At 72.7% G+C, this 16,369-nt stretch carries 10 protein-coding genes; 7 read left to right on the top strand and 3 right to left on the bottom strand.

The features are described from left to right. Window positions 1–106: 106 nt before the first annotated feature. From B0I32_RS06110 to B0I32_RS06080, 6 genes are all read left to right on the top strand, one after another. Window positions 107–4,603 (top strand): caspase, EACC1-associated type, encoded by a 4,497-nt coding sequence (locus B0I32_RS06110; protein WP_106235710.1) that lies wholly within the window; start codon window positions 107–109, stop codon window positions 4,601–4,603. Between the two features lie 94 nt (window positions 4,604–4,697). Next, window positions 4,698–5,096: a pectinesterase family protein gene (locus tag B0I32_RS06105; protein WP_106235708.1), complete on the top strand. Its 399-nt coding sequence runs from the start codon at window positions 4,698–4,700 to the stop codon at window positions 5,094–5,096. Between the two features lie 249 nt (window positions 5,097–5,345). Further along, window positions 5,346–6,188, top strand: coding sequence for a pectate lyase family protein (locus B0I32_RS06095; protein ID WP_146178059.1), 843 nt, complete (start codon window positions 5,346–5,348; stop codon window positions 6,186–6,188). After that, the gene (locus B0I32_RS06090; RefSeq protein WP_106235705.1) at window positions 6,073–6,939 is read left to right on the top strand and encodes a helix-turn-helix transcriptional regulator; all 867 of its coding nucleotides are present in this window, start codon (window positions 6,073–6,075) and stop codon (window positions 6,937–6,939) included. Before B0I32_RS06095 ends, B0I32_RS06090 begins: the two co-directional genes overlap by 116 nt. 139 nt (window positions 6,940–7,078) lie before the next feature. Continuing rightward, the gene (locus tag B0I32_RS06085) at window positions 7,079–7,933 is read left to right on the top strand and encodes an oxidoreductase (RefSeq protein WP_181307070.1); all 855 of its coding nucleotides are present in this window, start codon (window positions 7,079–7,081) and stop codon (window positions 7,931–7,933) included. After that, a complete protein-coding gene (locus tag B0I32_RS06080; protein WP_106235701.1) occupies window positions 7,930–8,652 on the top strand; it encodes an SDR family oxidoreductase in 723 nt (240 codons plus the stop codon). Before B0I32_RS06085 ends, B0I32_RS06080 begins: the two co-directional genes overlap by 4 nt. Before the next feature lie 42 nt (window positions 8,653–8,694). On the opposite strand, the gene B0I32_RS06075 is transcribed toward B0I32_RS06080, so the two are convergent. The 3 genes from B0I32_RS06075 to B0I32_RS06065 form a co-directional block, all read right to left on the bottom strand. Continuing rightward, window positions 8,695–10,881 carry an ATP-binding protein gene (locus B0I32_RS06075; RefSeq protein WP_146178058.1) on the bottom strand — a complete coding sequence of 729 codons (2,187 nt, stop codon included), beginning with the start codon at window positions 10,879–10,881 and terminating at the stop codon, window positions 8,695–8,697. A 159-nt stretch (window positions 10,882–11,040) separates the two neighbouring features. After that, window positions 11,041–14,274 (bottom strand): MGH1-like glycoside hydrolase domain-containing protein, encoded by a 3,234-nt coding sequence (locus B0I32_RS06070; protein ID WP_106235698.1) that lies wholly within the window; start codon window positions 14,272–14,274, stop codon window positions 11,041–11,043. Further along, window positions 14,271–15,143, bottom strand: coding sequence for a family 43 glycosylhydrolase (locus B0I32_RS06065; RefSeq protein ID WP_245955628.1), 873 nt, complete (start codon window positions 15,141–15,143; stop codon window positions 14,271–14,273). Before B0I32_RS06065 ends, B0I32_RS06070 begins: the two co-directional genes overlap by 4 nt. 329 nt (window positions 15,144–15,472) lie before the next feature. Between B0I32_RS06065 and B0I32_RS06060 the strand changes: the two genes are divergently transcribed. Next, on the top strand, window positions 15,473–16,300 hold the full coding sequence (locus B0I32_RS06060) for a peptidase associated/transthyretin-like domain-containing protein (RefSeq protein WP_106235696.1): 828 nt from the start codon (window positions 15,473–15,475) through the stop codon (window positions 16,298–16,300). Window positions 16,301–16,369 lie beyond the last annotated feature (69 nt).

The following is a 16,369-nucleotide window of genomic DNA, read 5'->3' as shown; positions in this document are numbered from 1 at the left end:
CCGGCCGAGATCTGCGTACCGTAACAACCGGGCAACGGGGGGTTGACCGCGCCCTGACCTTCCCTGCCACCATGGCCGCAAGCATTCCCACGTTGTGGAGCGCCGGATGAGCGAGGACGAGTCGACGATCGAGAAGACCCGGCTCGTGCGGCCCCCCAGGTGGAACGGTCCACCGCTGCTGCTGTCCGCGGCGGAGACCCGGGTGGTGGTGGCGGGCACCGGCACGCATCAGCCCTCCTCACGGCTGCCGCAGGTGCCGGCGGTTCCGGCCACCGTCGCCGATCTCGGTCAGGCGCTGGTCGAACGGGCGGGTCTGGCGCCGGCCAACCTGTCCGTGCTGCTCGATCCGGCGACCCCGGCGAATCTGGGCGAGGCCCTGGAACGGGCGGCGGGCGAGGCCACCGGCGTGCTGTTGTTCCACTATGTCGGGCACGGGCTGTTCGGCCCGGGGAACGAGCTGCACCTGGCCACGCGGGCCACGGCGGACCTCGGGCAGGGGGTGGCCGGCTACCAGGCGCTGCCGTACTCGATGGTGCGCCGGATCCTGGCGTCGTCGCGGGCCGAGCTGGTCGTCGTGATCCTCGACTGCTGCTTCACCGCCGGCCCGCGGCCGGTGCCGGCCAAGGCGATGGAGCAGGCGCTCGACGTGTCCGCGCGGGGCGCGTACGTGCTGGCGTCCTCCAGCAAGGACGAGAACGCGTGGGCGCTGCCCGGCGTCAGGCACACCGCGATGACCGGCGCGCTGCTGCGGCTGCTGAACGAGGGTGACCCGTCGGGGCCGCGCGCGTTCACCCTGGACCACGTGCACCACCACCTGTCCCGGGTGCTGCCCGCGGCCGGGTTCCCCAAGCCCCGGCGGCAGGCCGGCGCGCTCAAGGAGCTGCCGCCGCTGGCCGTCAACCCGGCTCACGACGCTCCCGCCTCCCAGACGGGCCCGCCGACCGGCTCCCCCGGCGACCTCAACAGCCCCTACCGCGGGCTGGCGGCCTTCGGGCCCGAGCACGCGGGGCTGCTCTTCGGTCGTGCGGAGCAGACGAGGTCGCTGGTGACGCGGGCGCGCCAGGCGTTGCGGTCCTCGGGGCCGCCGGTGGTGATCGGGTCGCAGGCGTTCGAGGCCGGCGGGCCACTGGTCCTCACCGGCCCGTCCGGGTGCGGGAAGACCTCGCTGCTGCGCGCGGGGCTGATCCCCGCGCTGGCCAAGGAGGGCGGCCGGTACGTCGTCATGACCCCGGGCGCGCGGCCGGTGGCCGGGCTGGCACGGGAGCTGGCGGCCCTGACGGGAAACGATCAGGAACGGCTGCGCGCGGTGATCGAGTCCGACCCGGGCGCGGCCGGGCGCGGGCTGCCCGCCCGCACGCTGCTGGTCGTGGACCAGTTCGAGGAGCTGTTCACCGTCTGCACGGACGAGCCCGCGCGGCGGCGTTTCGTCGAGGCGCTGGTCGCGGTCTCCCGTTCCGCCGCCGTGGTGATCGCGGTCCGCGGCGACTTCTTCGGGCGCTGCGCGAGCTATCCCGGCCTGCTGGAGACGATGCGGCGGCCCGAGATCGTCGCGCCCATGACGCCGGCCGAGCTGCGCGAGGCGATCGAGGAGCCGGCCGTGCGCTCGGGGCTCTCCCTGGAGCCCGGCCTGGTCGAGCTGATCCTGGAGGACGTCCAGGCGGTCGAGGACGACCTGCTGCCCAGGCTCTCCCACGCGCTGCTGGCCACCTGGCAGCGGCGCGCCGGTGGCGTGCTGACCATGGCCGGCTACCGCTCCGCCGGCGGGGTGGCGCGGGCGGTGGCGATGAGCGGCGAGGAGACGCTGCGGCGGCTGGGCGCGGAGTCCGAGCCGGTGGCGCGCGGCCTGCTGGTCCGGCTGGTGCACGTGGACGAGCAGGCCGGCGGCCTGCGGCAGCGGGTCCCGGTGAGCGAGCTGAGCCCGGGGCCGTCGTCGATCGAGGGGCAGGTGCTGGCGGAGTTCGTCCGCGCCCGGCTGGTCACGCTGGACGGCACCCAGGCCGAGCTCGCGCACGAGGCGCTCATCCGCGCCTGGCCGCGGCTCGGCACCTGGGCGGAGACCGGGCGGGCCCAGCTGCTGGTACGGCGCCGGCTGGCCGAGGACGCGCTGATGTGGCAGCGCGACGGGCAGGACGCCGGTTACCTGTACGCCGACGACCGCCTCGCCATCGCCCAGGCGGCCGTGAGCGCGTCCGCCCCCGCGGCGCCAGCTCCGCAAGCCGCCCAGCCAGCCCAAGGCCCCATGGCCACACGCGGGCCCGCGGCAGCCGCCCCCACCATCACCCCCGTCGAACGGGACTTCCTGGCCGCGTCGCGCGGCCGGCAGGCGCGGCGGTCACTGATCACCCGGGCCGCCATCGCCTCCTTGGCCGTGCTGTTCCTCGTGGCGGCGGCAGGCGGTGTCGTGGCGCTGGTGCGGAGCGGGCAGGCCGGCAGGCTGGCGAACGAGGCCGCCGCGGCGCGCGACCAGGCCCTGTCCCGTCAGCTGGCCGCGTCCGCGAGCACCGTCAGGGACACCTCGCTCGGCTCCCAGCTCGCCCTGGCCGCCTACCGCGTCTCGGCCACGCCCGAGGCCAGGGGCGCGCTGCTCGGCTCCCTGTCGCGCCCGGTCGGCGCCCGCATGATCGGGCACACCGGCCCGGTCGAGCGGGTCGCCTACCGCCCCGACGGCCGCGTCGCCGTCACCGCCTCCGGCGACGCCACCGCGAGGCTGTGGAACGTCACCGACCCCCTGCGCCCGAAGGCCCTGGGCGTGGCGAAGGGGCACACCGGCGGCGTGCTCGCGGCGGCGTTCAGCAAGGACGGCAAGACGCTGGCCACGGCGTCGGCCGACGGCACGGCCCGGCTGTGGAACGTCTCCGACCCGGCCGAGCCCCGCGCTTCGTCCACCCTCAAGGGGCACAAGGAGCAGGTCACCTCGGTGGCGTTCAGCCCGAAGGACGACGTGCTGCTCACCGCGTCCGCCGACGGCACCGGCCGGCTGTGGAACGTCGAGGACACCGCCAAGCCCGCCGCGGTCTCCGTGCTGAGCCGGCAGTCCGCCCTCACCAGGGCGGTGTTCAGCCCGGACGGCCGCCTGGCCGCGCTGGCCGGCACCGGCGGCACGATCGCCATCCTCGACGTACTCACGCCCGCGCAGCCGAAGAGCCTGGCCACGCTGACCTCGCAGGAGGGCGCCGTGCGCGGCGCGGCCTTCTCACCGAACGGGCTCAACCTGGTCACCTCCTCCGCCACGGGCGCGGTGCAGGTGTGGGACATCACGGCGACCAAGCTGCTCGGCACGGCCCGCGGCCACTCCGCCTCCGTGGACGACGTCGCCTACAGCCCCGACGGCAGCGTCCTGGCCAGCGCCTCGGCCGACGCCACCGTGCGGCTGTGGAGCATGGAGTCGCCGAGCGAGCCCGAGCTCACGGCGACGCTGGCCGGGTTCCCCGATCCGGTGACGGGTGTGGCGTTCAGCCCGAGCGGCCAGAACCTGGCCACCTCCGCCACCGACGGCATCGCCCGCCTGTGGAACGTCTCCAACGCCTCCCGGGTCGCCCCCCGCGCCCGGCTCGACCGGCACACCGCGCCGGTCAACGGGATCGCGATCGCCAAGAGCGGCCGCGTCCTGGCCACGACCTCGGACGACATGAGCGTCAAGCTCTGGGACCTGGCCGACCCGGCGGTGGCCGTCCCGCAGTCCACGCTGTCGGGGCACACCGGGAAGGTCATGGCGGCCTCGTTCAGCCCCGACGGGCGGCGCCTGGTCACAGCCTCGCTCGACCGCACCGCCAAGCTCTGGGACGTCTCGGAGCCGGCCACCCCCAAGCTGCTCGGCACGCTGACCGGGCACACCGACGGCCTGCGCTCGGCCGCGTACGGACCGGCCGGCAAGACCGTGGTGACGACCGCCCGCGACGGCAGGACGATGCTGTGGGACGTCGCCACCCCGGCCACCCCTAAGCGGCTCTCCACGCCGGGCGCCGCCGACAGGCGGCTGAACACCGCCGTGTTCCGCCCCGACGGCCGCGTGGTGGCGACGGGCTCGGGCACCTCGTCGGTACGGCTCTGGGACGTCGCCAAGCCCGCCAAGCCCCAGTCGCTGAAGACCTTCTCCGCGGCCTCCGGCGGGGTGCTCGACCTGAGCTTCAGCAAGGACGGCAAGACGCTGGCCGTGGCCGCCTCCGACGGCACGGCCCGGCTGTGGGACGTGTCCCGCCCCGCCCAGCCCAAGGCGCTGGCGAGCCTGCCCGGTCACACCGCCGACGTCTCCGCCGTCGCGTTCGCCGCCGACGACCGCACGCTCGTCACCGCCTCCCAGGACCGTACGTTGCGCGTGTGGAACGTCGCCGACCTCGCCCGGCCCTCGCTCTGGGCCGTTTTCGCCGGCTCCGACGCGGCCGGCGACGTGGAGCTCGGCCCCGACGGCACCGTGCTGGCCAGCGCGTCCGGCACGGCCGCGCAGCTCTGGGGGCTGAACGTGGAGCAGGCGAGCGCGAACGTCTGCGAGGCCGCCGGCACGTCGGTCACCAGGGCCGAGTGGGCCCAGTACGTCCCCGGCCGCCCCTACGCGCCGCCCTGCGCCGCCGCCACCACGACCGCCACCCCGGCCACCGGCTCGTAACGCCACCCGCACGGCGTCCCCCGCTCGAACCGCGCCCCGTTGTCGAAAGCGAGAGTCGAATGCAACCGCTTGTCGCACTCTGCCGAGGTTGCGCATGCGACGCCTCGTCCTCCCCCCACTGATCGCCCTGACGGCACTCGCGACTGCCGCCCCCACGGCAGCCCTCGCAGCGGCCCCGGCGGCGGCCCCGGCGGCGGCCGCGCCCCGCCCGCGAACGATCGTCGTCGCGGCCGACGGCTCCGGTGACCACACGAACGTGCAGGACGCCGTGAACGCCGTGCCGTCCGGCAACACCAGGCCGGTCACGATCCTGGTCCGCAAGGGCACGTACAAGCAGCAGGTGGTCATCCCCGCCGACAAGCCGCACATCACGCTGGCCGGTGACACCCGCGACCCGCGCGAGGTGGTGCTCACCTACGACGTCTCGGCCGCCACTCCCAAGCCGGACGGCTCGGGCCCGTACGGCACCTCGGGCAGCGCCTCGGCTACGTGACCGCCGCCAGCACCGAGGTGTCCCACCCGTACGGCATCCTCATCCACCGCAGTCACCTGGTCAGCGACGCCCCCGCCGGCACCTTCCACCTGGGCCTCCCCTGGCCGGCCGGCGGGTCCACCACGGCGCGCGGCCAGGTGCTGATCCGCGAGTCGTGGCTGGGCCAGCAGGTCAAGGACGCGCCCTGGACCGACATGTCCGGCCTGAGCTGGCGCGACGCCCGGCTGTCCGAGTACCGCAACCACGGCCCTGGCGCCGGCGTCAACGACGACGCGCGTCTGGATCGACCACAACACGCTGAACGACGGCGACAACCCGGACTCCGGTCAGCCGCGCTACTTCGGCCGCCCGTACCAGGTGCACGACGGCCTGCTCGACATCGTCCGCGGCTCGAACTTCGTCACCCTCTCCTGCAACCACCTGAGCGGCCACGACAAGGTGACCCTGATCGGCAACACCGACAACCCGGGCAGGTACGGCGAGCAGGACAAGCTCAAGGTCACCCTGCACCACAACCACTTCGACCGGCTCGGGCAGCGCGCGCCACGGGTGCGCTTCGGCCAGGTGCACGTCTACAACAACTACTACCGGGGCGGCGACGGGCACGGTTACAGCATCGGCGTGGGGTTCGGCTCGCAGGTGTACGCGGACGGCAACGCCTTCGACGGGATCGAGGCGGCGAAGGTGCTGACGGTGTTCAACGGCACGGCCATCACCGCCAGGGACAACCTGGTGGACGGCGTGCCGGTGGACGTGGCGGCCGCGTACAACGCCGCCAACGGCACGACGCTCGGCGGCGACGCCGGCTGGACCCCGACGCTGGTCCCGGCGGGCGCGGGGGCCGGCCACCTCCGCCAGCACCACCCGCCTCCGGAGCAGCGGCGGCTCCCAGCGGGTGGCCGCCGCACCGGAGGGTGGGTGTGGCGCGGCTACCCTGAGCGCCCCGACCTGCCCTTTTCTGGCCTAGCCTCGAAGCATGGACACGGAGAACCTGCTCGGGCAGTTCCTGCGGGCCCGCCGCGAGCTGCTCCAGCCCGAGGACCTGGGCCTGCCCGTCGGCGTCCGCCGCCGGGTGTCCGGCCTGCGCCGTGAGGAGGTCGCCCGGGCCGCGGGCGTGAGCACCGACTATTACGTACGACTGGAGCAGGGCCGCGAACGGCACCCGTCGGCGCAGGTGATCGACGCGCTGGCCCGCGCGCTGGAGCTGGAGGAGGACGCGACCGCGCACCTGCACGAGCTGGCCAGGCCCACCGCCGGCCGGCCGCACGGCCAGGGCGGTCAGGGTGGTCAGGGTGGTCAGGGTGGTCAGGGTGGTCAGGGCGGCGGTCCTGAGCAGGTCAGCCTCCGCCTGCTGCGGATGATGGACGCCTGGCCGCACACGCCCGCCGTGGTGCTCGGCCGCCGGATGACCGTGCTGGCCGCCAACATGCTCGGCGAGGCCCTGTTCGCCGGGCACGCCCACAGCGGCGACCTGGTGCGGCTGGTGTTCCTCGACCCGGACGCGCGCACCTTCTATCCCGAATGGGACCGGGTGGCGCTCAACACCGTCGCCGGGCTGCGCCAGTCGATCGGCGCCGACTACGACGACCCCGCGCTCGTCGAGCTGGTCGGGGAGCTGTCGCTCAAGAGCCGGGAGTTCCGCGAGCTGTGGGCCCGGCACGACATCCGCCAGAAGACCCACGAGACCAAGCGCTTCCGTCATCCGCTGGTGGGGGAGCTGACGCTGCACTACGAGGCGCTGACCGTCAACAGCGCGCCGGGTCAGCAGCTCGTCGTCTACCAGGCCGATCCGGGCAGCGCCTCGGAAGAGGCCCTCGGCCTCCTGGGCAGCCTGACCGCCTGATCCGGCCACCGGACGGCCGCACCGCCTGATCCATCCGCCGGGCGGCCGCACCGACCGAACCGTTCCGTCCCCCGCGCGGCGACCTTCGCCGGCGCGCCATTCGACCATGCCACGAAACCATCAGGAAGTACCTCACACCATGAACGACACGAACGTCTGGTTCATCACCGGCTGCTCGACCGGTCTCGGCCGCGCGCTGGCCGGCGCCGTCCTCGATCGCGGCCTGCGCGCCGTGGTCACCGCCCGCGACCCGGAGCAGGTGGCCGACCTGGTCGGACGCCATCCCGGCCGCGCCCTCGCCCTGCCGCTCGACGTCACCGACGGCAAGCAGATCGAGCACGCCGTGGCCGAGGCGCAGCGCGCGTTCGGCCGGATCGACGTGCTGGTCAACAACGCCGGTTACGGCTATCTGGCCGCGATCGAGGAGGGCGAGGACGAGCAGGTGCGGGCCCTGTTCGACACCAACGTGCACGGCCTGGTGGACGTCACCAAGGCCGTGCTGCCCGCCATGCGCGCCCGCCGCTCCGGCCACATCGTGAACGTGTCCTCGCTCGGCGGCCTGGCCGCCTTCGGCGCGACCGGCTACTACCACGCGACCAAGTTCGCCGTGGAGGGGCTGTCGGAGTCGCTGGCGGCCGAGGTCGGGCCGCTGGGGATCAAGGTCACGATCGTGGAGCCGGGCGCGTTCCGTACGAACTGGTCCGGGCCGTCCATGCGGCAGTCCGGGGTCGGCATCGGCGACTACGCCGAGACCGCCGGCGCGCGCCGCGCGTCGACCCTGGCCACCTACGGCCGGCAGCCCGGCGACCCGGAGCGCGCCGCCGCGGCGATCATCGCCGCGGTCGAGGCCGACGAGCCGCCGCTGCGGCTGCTGCTCGGCAAGGTCGCCTACGACGTGGCCACGGCCCGGCTCGGCACGCTCGCGACCGTCTTCGACACCTGGCGCGAGCTCACGCTCAGCGCCGACTACCCGTCCCAGGAGGGAACCTCATGAGCAAGGTCGTTCTGATCACCGGCGCGAGCAGCGGCATCGGCGAGGCCACCGCGCTGCGCCTGGCCGCCGACGGCCACCGGGTCGTCCTCGGCGCCCGGCGCGAGGACCGGCTGGCCGTGATCGCCAAGGCGATCGAGGCCGCGGGGGGCGAGGCCGACGTACGCCGCCTCGACGTGACCGACCGGCGGGACGTCGCCGCCTTCGCCGACGGCGCCGCCGAGCGGCACGGCCGCATCGACGTGATCGTCAACAACGCCGGCGTGATGCCGCTGTCCCGGCTGGACGCGCTGCTGGTCGACGAGTGGGACCGGATGATCGACGTGAACGTGCGCGGCCTGCTGTACGGGATCGCCGCCGCCCTGCCGCACTTCCAGCGCCGGGGGGAGGGGCACTTCGTCACCGTCGCCTCGGTCGGCGCCCATCAGGTGGTGCCGACGGGGGCGGTCTACTGCGGGACGAAGTACGCCGCCTGGGCGATCACCGAGGGGCTGCGGCAGGAGATGGACCCGGGCATCCGGGTCACCACCCTCTCGCCCGGCGTGGTGGAGTCGGAGCTGGCCGGCTCCATCACCGACCCGCTGGCCCAGGAGGCGATGCGGGACTACAGGAAGGACACCATCCCGCCCGGCAGCATCGCGGACGCCATCGCCTACGCGATCGGCCAGCCGGCGGACGTGGACGTCAACGAACTCGTCATCCGCCCGGCCCGCCAGCGCTGAGCCGGGCGGGCCGGGGGCCGCTCGGAGGAGCGGTGGCGGGGGTCAGCTGAACGGGTTGCCGTTGGGCAGGTCCTCGCCTTCGGGTTCGAGCGCGTACGCGATGCCCGCGTCGATGTCGCTGTCGAACCCCGTCCGGTAGGCCACCGTGTACGCGTTGTCGCCGAGCAGGTCGCGGGCCTGCGCCTCGCAGCCCTTCCTGGCCGCCACCCACGCGGGCACGCTGGCCTGGGCCTGGCCGTGGGTGCTCCAGATCCGCTGGGCCAGCCCGAGCAGCCGCGCGGCGCGCAGGCCCCGTCCGGCCGCGCCCGCCGCCAGGGCCAGCAGGTCCACGGTCATGCCGATGCCGAAGCTGTCGTGCAGCCGCCTCTTGGTGCGCAGCGCCGCCTGCCCGTAGGAGACGGCCGCGTCGAGGCGCCCGCCGCTCAGCTCGGCCTGGCCGCGCAGCAGGTCGCCGTGGGAGCGCATCAGCTGCTCGCCGCGCTCGTCGCAGAGCGAACGCAGGTCCTCCAGGACGGCGATCGCGTCGTCGACGCGGTTGTCGACGGTGTAGGCGTGGGCCCGGCACAGCAGCGCCAGCAGGCCGGCGATGGTCAGCGGCTCGCCGCTCCAGCGGGCGAGGTACGCGGGCTCCGACTCGGCCATCGCCTGCACCAGGTCGCCCCTGATGACCCCGGCGGAGGAGCGCAGGGCCTGGACGCACAGGGCGGCGTAGGGGTCGCCTTCGGGGGCGGCCCGCTCGCACTCCGCGGCCCTGGTCTCGGCTCCGTCGGCGTCACCCTGCGTGGCGGCGAGCAGGCCGTCGGCCCACAGCGCCTGCGCGAGCGCGGGGCCCGGCCTGGTGTCCAGGTCGAGGGCCTGGCGCAGGTAGTGGCGGCCCTCCTTGGCGTAGCCGCAGCCGTACCAGAAGAAGGCCAGCGTCCCGGCCAGCTCCAGCGCGGGCAGGCCGTCCTTGACGCCGAGGGCGACCTCCATGGCGGCGCGCAGGTTGTCGTGCTCGCCGATCATGCGGTCGTACCAGGAGATCTGGCCGGGCCCGAGCCAGCCGGCCGCGCCCTTGGTGGCCAGCGACAGGTAGTGCTCGCGGTGGCGCTGCTTGAAGCGCTCCTCCTCGCCGAGGCCGCGCAGCCAGCCCGCGCCGTATTCGCGCAGCGTGTCCAGCATGCGGTAGCGCTCTCCCGCGCCGGTCGGCAGCCAGGTCAGGATGGACTCCTCGGCCAGCGCGTCGAGGAGTTGCCCGATGTCGGCCTCGGCGAGCAGGTCGTCCGCGCACACCCGGCGTACGGCCTCGGCGTCGAAGTCGCCGGCGAACACCGACAGCCGCGCCCAGAGCAGCCGCTCGGCGGGCTCGCACAGCTCGTGACTCCATCCGATGGCGGTGCGCAGCGCCTGGTGCCACGGCGGTCCGGCCTCGCCGGACGCGCCCGATGCGGCCGCGTCTCCCGACGCGGCGGGATCGGTTAACGACGCGGCCGGGGCGGCGGGATCGTCGCGGAGGGTGGCGAATCTGTCGTCGAGCCGGTCGGCCAGCTGCGCCACCGGCATCTCGCGCAACCGCGCCGCCGCCAGTTCGATCGCCAGCGGGATGCCCTCCAGCCGCCGGCACAGCCGGATGACGGCATCCTGGTCCTGGTCGGCCAGGTCGAAGCCGGGCACGGTCTCGGCGGCGCGCTCGGCCAGCAGCGCCACCGCGTCACCGAGGCCGGCGCTCGTGCCGGGCGGCGGGACCGGCAGCGGGTCGACCACGTAGACGAGTTCGCCGGGCACGTCGAGCGGGCGGCGGCTGGTGGCCAGCACACGCAAGCCCGGCACGGCGTCGAGCAGCGTCTCGACCGTCCTGGCGCAGGCGCCGACGAGGTGTTCGCAGGTGTCGAGGACGAGCAGGATCTCCCGGTCGTACAGGTGCTCGGCCAGCACCTCGACCATCGGGCGGGTGGTCTGGTCGGTGAGCCTGAGCGCCTCGGCGATGGCGTGCGGCAACAACGAGCCGTCCACGAGCGGCGACAACTGCACCAGCCAGGCTCCACCGCTGAACTGGGGCCGCAGGCCGGCGGCGGCGCGCAACGCGAGGCGGGACTTGCCGACGCCGCCCACGCCGGTGAGCGTGACCAGGCGGGAGCGCCGGGCGGCCTGGCGCACCTGTTCCAGCTCGGCCCGGCGGCCGATCAGGCTCGTCAACTCCGCCGGGAGGTTGCCTGCCTGCCACTTGCCCACCATGCGATCGCCACCCATCGGCCGGATTTGTGACAGCAGCTTGCCCGACAGCGCCGCGCTACGTCACCGAAAGTGAGAATGTCATTACTCCGATGCTCGCGATGGTGCGCCCGTGGCACGGGCGCCGTCAAGAGGAGGAGCGCCCCCGATATCGGGAGCGCTCCTCACGATGAGGCCTCAGGTTCCGTAGGCTCTGACCTCCAGCAGGCCGACGGAGCTGGTGCCGGTCCCGGTGAGCAGCACCCGCAGGCGGGTGGTGGCGGTCGCGGTGAAGGTGACGGCGTTGTAGGCGTTCTCGGCCGGCGTGTACGCCGAAGCGCCGGGCACGTCCGCGTACGCGCTGCCGTTCCAGTACTGCAGCCTCCACGACGCCGGCATGTCGATGCCCTGCTCGTCGTCGAAGAAGTACACCTCGGCCCGGTTCAGGGTGCGGGCCGAGGACCAGGTCAGGTCCACCCACTGCTGGCCGGTCTGCGGCCAGCAGCCCCAGCGCGGGTTGACCGTGTCGTTGGAGGAGGGCGGGTCGATGCCGTCGTTGACGGCGTTCACGCTCTCCCATGACGAGGTGTAGGACGCGGTCGGCGTGGCCGACCGCGCCAGGTTGGACGGCGGCTGCACGCCGCCCCGGTGGTGCGCCTTGATCTCGGTGAGGCCGGTCCGCGCGCCGGAGGCGGCCGTGGCCAGCACCCGGACGCGCTGGGCGGTGATCGCGGGGAAGCGCACCAGGTTGTAGTTGGCCCGCGGCGCGGCCGGGGTCTTGGTCTGCGCGGGCACGCTGACCCAGGCCGAGCCGTTGTGGTACTGGAGGTCGTACGACGCGGGCGCCCGGTAGGTCGCGCTCGCCGGACGGCTGTCCTTGAAGTAGAGCCGGACCTCGTCGAGGGTGCGGGCGGTGCCGAAGTTGAGCTCGTACCAGTCCTGTCCGGCGGTGGTGCCGCCCCAGAACGGCTCGTTGATCGGGAAGCCGTCCACGGCGCCGGCCGCCGAGCTGCCGGAGGCGGTGGTGGAGGCCGTGGCGGTGGCGCCGGCGGCCAGGTCGGCCAGGTCGGCGGTCAGGTCGACGCCGGCCTTGGCGAGCAGGTCGACCATGCGGGCGCCGCTGTGGACGACCTGGGCCGGCGAGCGCAGCCCTGAGACGGCGACGTGGTGGGTGACGGTGCCGCTCGTGGTGACCGTTCCGGTGGCAGGGTCCCAGGTGAAGGGCACGAGTGCGGAGATCGTGGCGGCGCGCGCGCCGTTGACGTAGATGGAGTAGCCCTCGGGCACGCCGGGGTAGCGGACGACGCCGTCGGCCGGGTCGTCCCAGACGATGGTCAGGTCGGCGCCGCGGTAGCGCAGGTTGTTGACGGTGAAGTGGGTCCAGCCGATGTCGATCGGCGAGAGCTCCACCTTGGCGTCGTTGCGCGGCCGCAGCCCGGCGACGTCCTCGATCACGGTCCAGTTGCCGCTGCCCAGGATGTTGTGGTGGATCCAGGATCGGTAGGCGATGGAGGAGCCGTTCCAGTCGGCCCAGAACTCGTTGGCGTCCGGCCACTGGGTGTTGCCGCCCACGTACTGGGCCCAGGCGTTCCAGTAGAGGAGCTTCTTGTACCAGGTCGCGTCGATCCACTCGTTCGGGTAATCGCGCAGCACCGAGGAGAGCAGGCGGAACTGCACGGTGGAGTTGATCGTGGAGAAGTTGTTGCTGCCGGTGCCCGAGGCCGCCTTGTCGGCCTGGTTGGCGGTGTAGAAGGGGAAGATCGGATACTGGGCCGGATCGTCGAAGAGGCGCAGCGCCTGCTTGTAGGTGGCCGTGTCGGGGATCGCGCCGACGGCGAACGGGTAATAGTTGTTGATCTCCTTCCACGGCACCCATTCATGGGTGGACTTGAGCCGGTGCTCGAAGAGCTGCCTGCCCGGGTTCCACAGCACGCCGACGATGGCGTTCTGGATCTGCGTGGCCAGCGTGCGCAGTTCGGCGGCCTTGGCGGTGTTGCCGGCCGTCTCGTACGCCTGCGCGGCGGCCAGCGCGCCGCTGTACTGGTAGGCGCTCTCGGCCCGGTCCATCCGGCCCGGCTTCCAGTGGAAGGAGACGGCGTCGGCGTCGTTGCCGGTCAGGGCGCCCCAGTCGTACTCGATCAGCTTGTTGTTGTCGGTGTCGTAAAAGGACAGCTGCCCCTTGACGTCCTGCTCGGCGTAGCGGGCCAGGTTGGCCGCGATGGCGGGCTGGCCGCCGTGGATCTGGTAGCTCTTCCAGGCGGCCTCGCCGATGTACTGGGTGTAGCTGTTGGACCAGTTCTCCGGATCGCCGGGGTTGTCGAGGAAGCGGCCGTTCTTGGAGGTCTGTCCGACGCTCAGCCAGTCGCCGTAGGCGTAGATCGGGTCGCGCAGGTACTTGAGGTCGTCGATGTGCATGGGCTGGGTCAGCGCGATCGCGTTGTTGTAGCCGAGCACGCCCTCGGTCGAGGTGGGGAACTGGAAGGTCTGGCCGGGGATGTCGGCGTCGAGGTGGTTGAAGCGCATCAGCCACCAGCGGTAGTAGATGTTCTTCTTGATGGCCGGCTCGGGCACGTCGATGTAGGGGACGTTCTCGGCCCACCAGCGGTTGTAGGCGCGCACGTGGGTGGCGAACGCGGTGGCGGCCGAGTAGCCGGCGTAGGCGTCGTACTCGGTGCGGGAGGCCGGGATCTCGTCGGTGACGAAGCCCATGACGACCTTGACGGTGACGGTGGCGCCCGCGGCGATCGTGAGCGAGCGGTTGAGCCCGCCACTGGAGACGGCGCAGCCGTCGCAGGTGAGCCGCGGGCGCAGGGTGGTCAGGTCGTTGTAGGCGTTGACCTGGCCGGTCAGCTCGGCGCCCGAGCCGGTGGTGGCGTACGGGGAGGTGGCGCGCAGTTGCAGCGTGGCCGAGGCGGAGCCGCCGTTGGTGATCGCCAGGTTGGCCACGGCCACGTTGTTGTCGGTGATGAACTTCGTCTGGTTGACGGCGATCGAGCCGCTGGTGTGCCGGCTCTTCCAGTGGCTCGGCGCCTGCCGGCGCGAGCTCACCTGTTCGGTGAACGTGCCCGGCGTGAGCGCGACGGTGAACGCGTTGTCGTTGCTGATGCTCTCCCAGTACGCGGCCTGCCCGGCGAACCCGAGCGTGCCCGGCGTGTGCGTCTTCATGAACAGCGCCCGGCCGCGCGACATGAGCCAGGTGCCCGCCGGGTCGTTGCCGGGCCTGGCCAGCAGCCGGTCCATCCAGAAGTCAGTGCCGGAGCTCTCGGCTTCGTAGATCGCCCGCATCATGTCGCCGGTCGTGTACGCCCCCGGCGGCGCCGGGACGGCGGGACCGCCGAAGGAGGGGTAGCCGATGGTCTGGTCGGCGTGCGCCGGGGCGCCGGCCACGATCAGAGCCGCGATCAGCAGCAGGGCGGACAGGACGCGCCTCATGAGAAGGCCCTCCATTCGAGCACGCCGGTCGAGTAGCCGGTTCTTGAGGTGATGTTCAGCCGCAGCCGGGTCGTGCTGACCGGGCTGAACGTGATCGGGTTGAACGTGTCGCCGGCCACGCCGGTGTGGCCGTCGTTGATCGCGCCGAGCGTCTCCCAGGGGGAGACGTACGAGGTGGACGGGGTGGCGCTCGCGGCCAGGTTGCCCGGGGTGAGCGGGCCGCCGGTCCGCACGACCTTCCGCATGGTGCCATCGGCGTTGAAGGAGAGCCGGTCGATCGTCACCGAGCGGCGGAAGTCGCCCCCGCCGGGACTGGAGGCGTTGTGGTAGACCATGTACCACTGCCCCTTGAACTCGATGATCGCCGGATGGTTGGTCGTCGAGCTCACCTGGTCGAGCACGACCCCGCGATGGGTCCACGGGCCCATCGGGTCGCTCGCGGTGGCGTAGCGGACGCACGCGTAGCCGGGCGCCGAGCAGGCCGCGTCGTTGGCCGCGTAGGCGAGGTAGTAGACGCCGTCGCGCTTGAACATGCAGGGGGCCTCCCAGAAGTTCGACACGCCGCTCGGGGTGATGACCGGGCCGTTGATCGAGGTCATGTCGGCGTTGAGCCGGGCCGCGCGCAGCCCGTAGTAGGAGCCCCAGTACAGGTAGACCTGGCCGTCGTCGTCGGTGAAGACGTGCCAGTCGCGCATGACGAAGTCCGTGCCGCCGGTCGGGGCCACGTCGTGGCCGGTGTAGAGGTACAGGGTGTCGCCGACGACCAGCGCGGCCGGGTCGGCCGTGTAGATCGCGGTGGTGATCCCGCCAGTGCGGGCCGCGCGGTGCCGGGGAGGAGCAGGAGTGCCGCGGCTAGGGCCGCCGCCCATCGTCGTCTCATGAGTGGCCCCTTGTGGATGTGAGCGCTAACATGGCAGGCTCGGGACTACCTAAAAGGTTTTCGGGAACGTAGATCGCCGGAGGCGGGTCTGTCAATCGACTCCTGCATGTTGTTGCACGTGCCATGACCTGCTCGGAAGAGAATCCGGCGGCGCTGATCAGCCCAACCGCGTCTGATTACAGTTGGGTATCAACGAAAAGGATTTCGACGACTTTCTTCGCCTGATGTCACGACGTGGCCGCGCCGCGCGCCTGCGCGGAAAGTCCCCCGGCGCATGAGAGGTTCCGAGAAGTAGCTCCTGATCTCCAAGGACCTTCCGTGGTACACGATCGCGAAGACCGGCGGGTCAGCCGGCGACGGCTCATCACCGGAATCGGCACACTCAGCCTCGGCGGCCTGCTCACCGCCGGCGACCCCAGCTTCGGCGTCACCCTGACGGACGACCCGTCCACCGCCTTCGACCCCGGCACCCACGCCAAGGCGGACGCGCTGTTCGCCAAGGCCAGGACGTGCCGGCTGGCGCCCAGCACGATGCAGGGCCCCTACTACTTCGAGACCGGCGCGATCCGCAGCGACCTGCGCGAGGACCGGGAGGGCGTCCGGCTGCGGCTGGCGATCAAGGTGCAGGACGGCGCCACCTGCCGGCCGCTGCCCAGAGCCGTGGTGGAGATCTGGCACTGCGACGCCGCCGGGCTCTACTCGGGCGCCGAGTCCGAGTCGCGCGACGCGCTCAAGGACCGGGGCGAGGACGGCAAGGCGCAGATCAACCCCGACACGAAGTTCGCCGACATGAGGCCCACGGACCGCAAGCGTTACCTGCGCGGCGTCCAGATCGCCGACGCCGGCGGCGTGGTCCGCTTCACCACCATCTGGCCGGGCTGGTATCCGGGGCGCACCGTGCACATCCACGCGATGGTGGTCGTGGACGACCGGCGCGCCCTGTGCACGGAGCTCATGTTCGACGAGAGCCTCAACAGGAAGGTGCTGTCCCGCCCCCCTTACCTCGGGCACGACCAGGCCCGCGACACCCACAACGGCAACGACCCCGTCTTCAAGGACGACATGCTGGCCCACGTCGTCCAGGACGGCGACGGCTACCTCGCCGTCATCGTGGTGGCCACCGACCCCGACCTGCGCCAGGTCTGACCGGCCCTTGCCCGGCAGGCGGTCGGCCCGACTTCCGGCCGCTCAGTGCGAGCGGCGCGGGCTCGGGTG

It is taken from the genome of Nonomuraea fuscirosea, assembly GCF_003001935.1.
Lineage (GTDB): Bacteria > Actinomycetota > Actinomycetes > Streptosporangiales > Streptosporangiaceae > Nonomuraea > Nonomuraea fuscirosea.
Note: the sequence above shows the minus strand (reverse complement) of the source record. Positions and strands in the feature narration are given on the sequence as shown.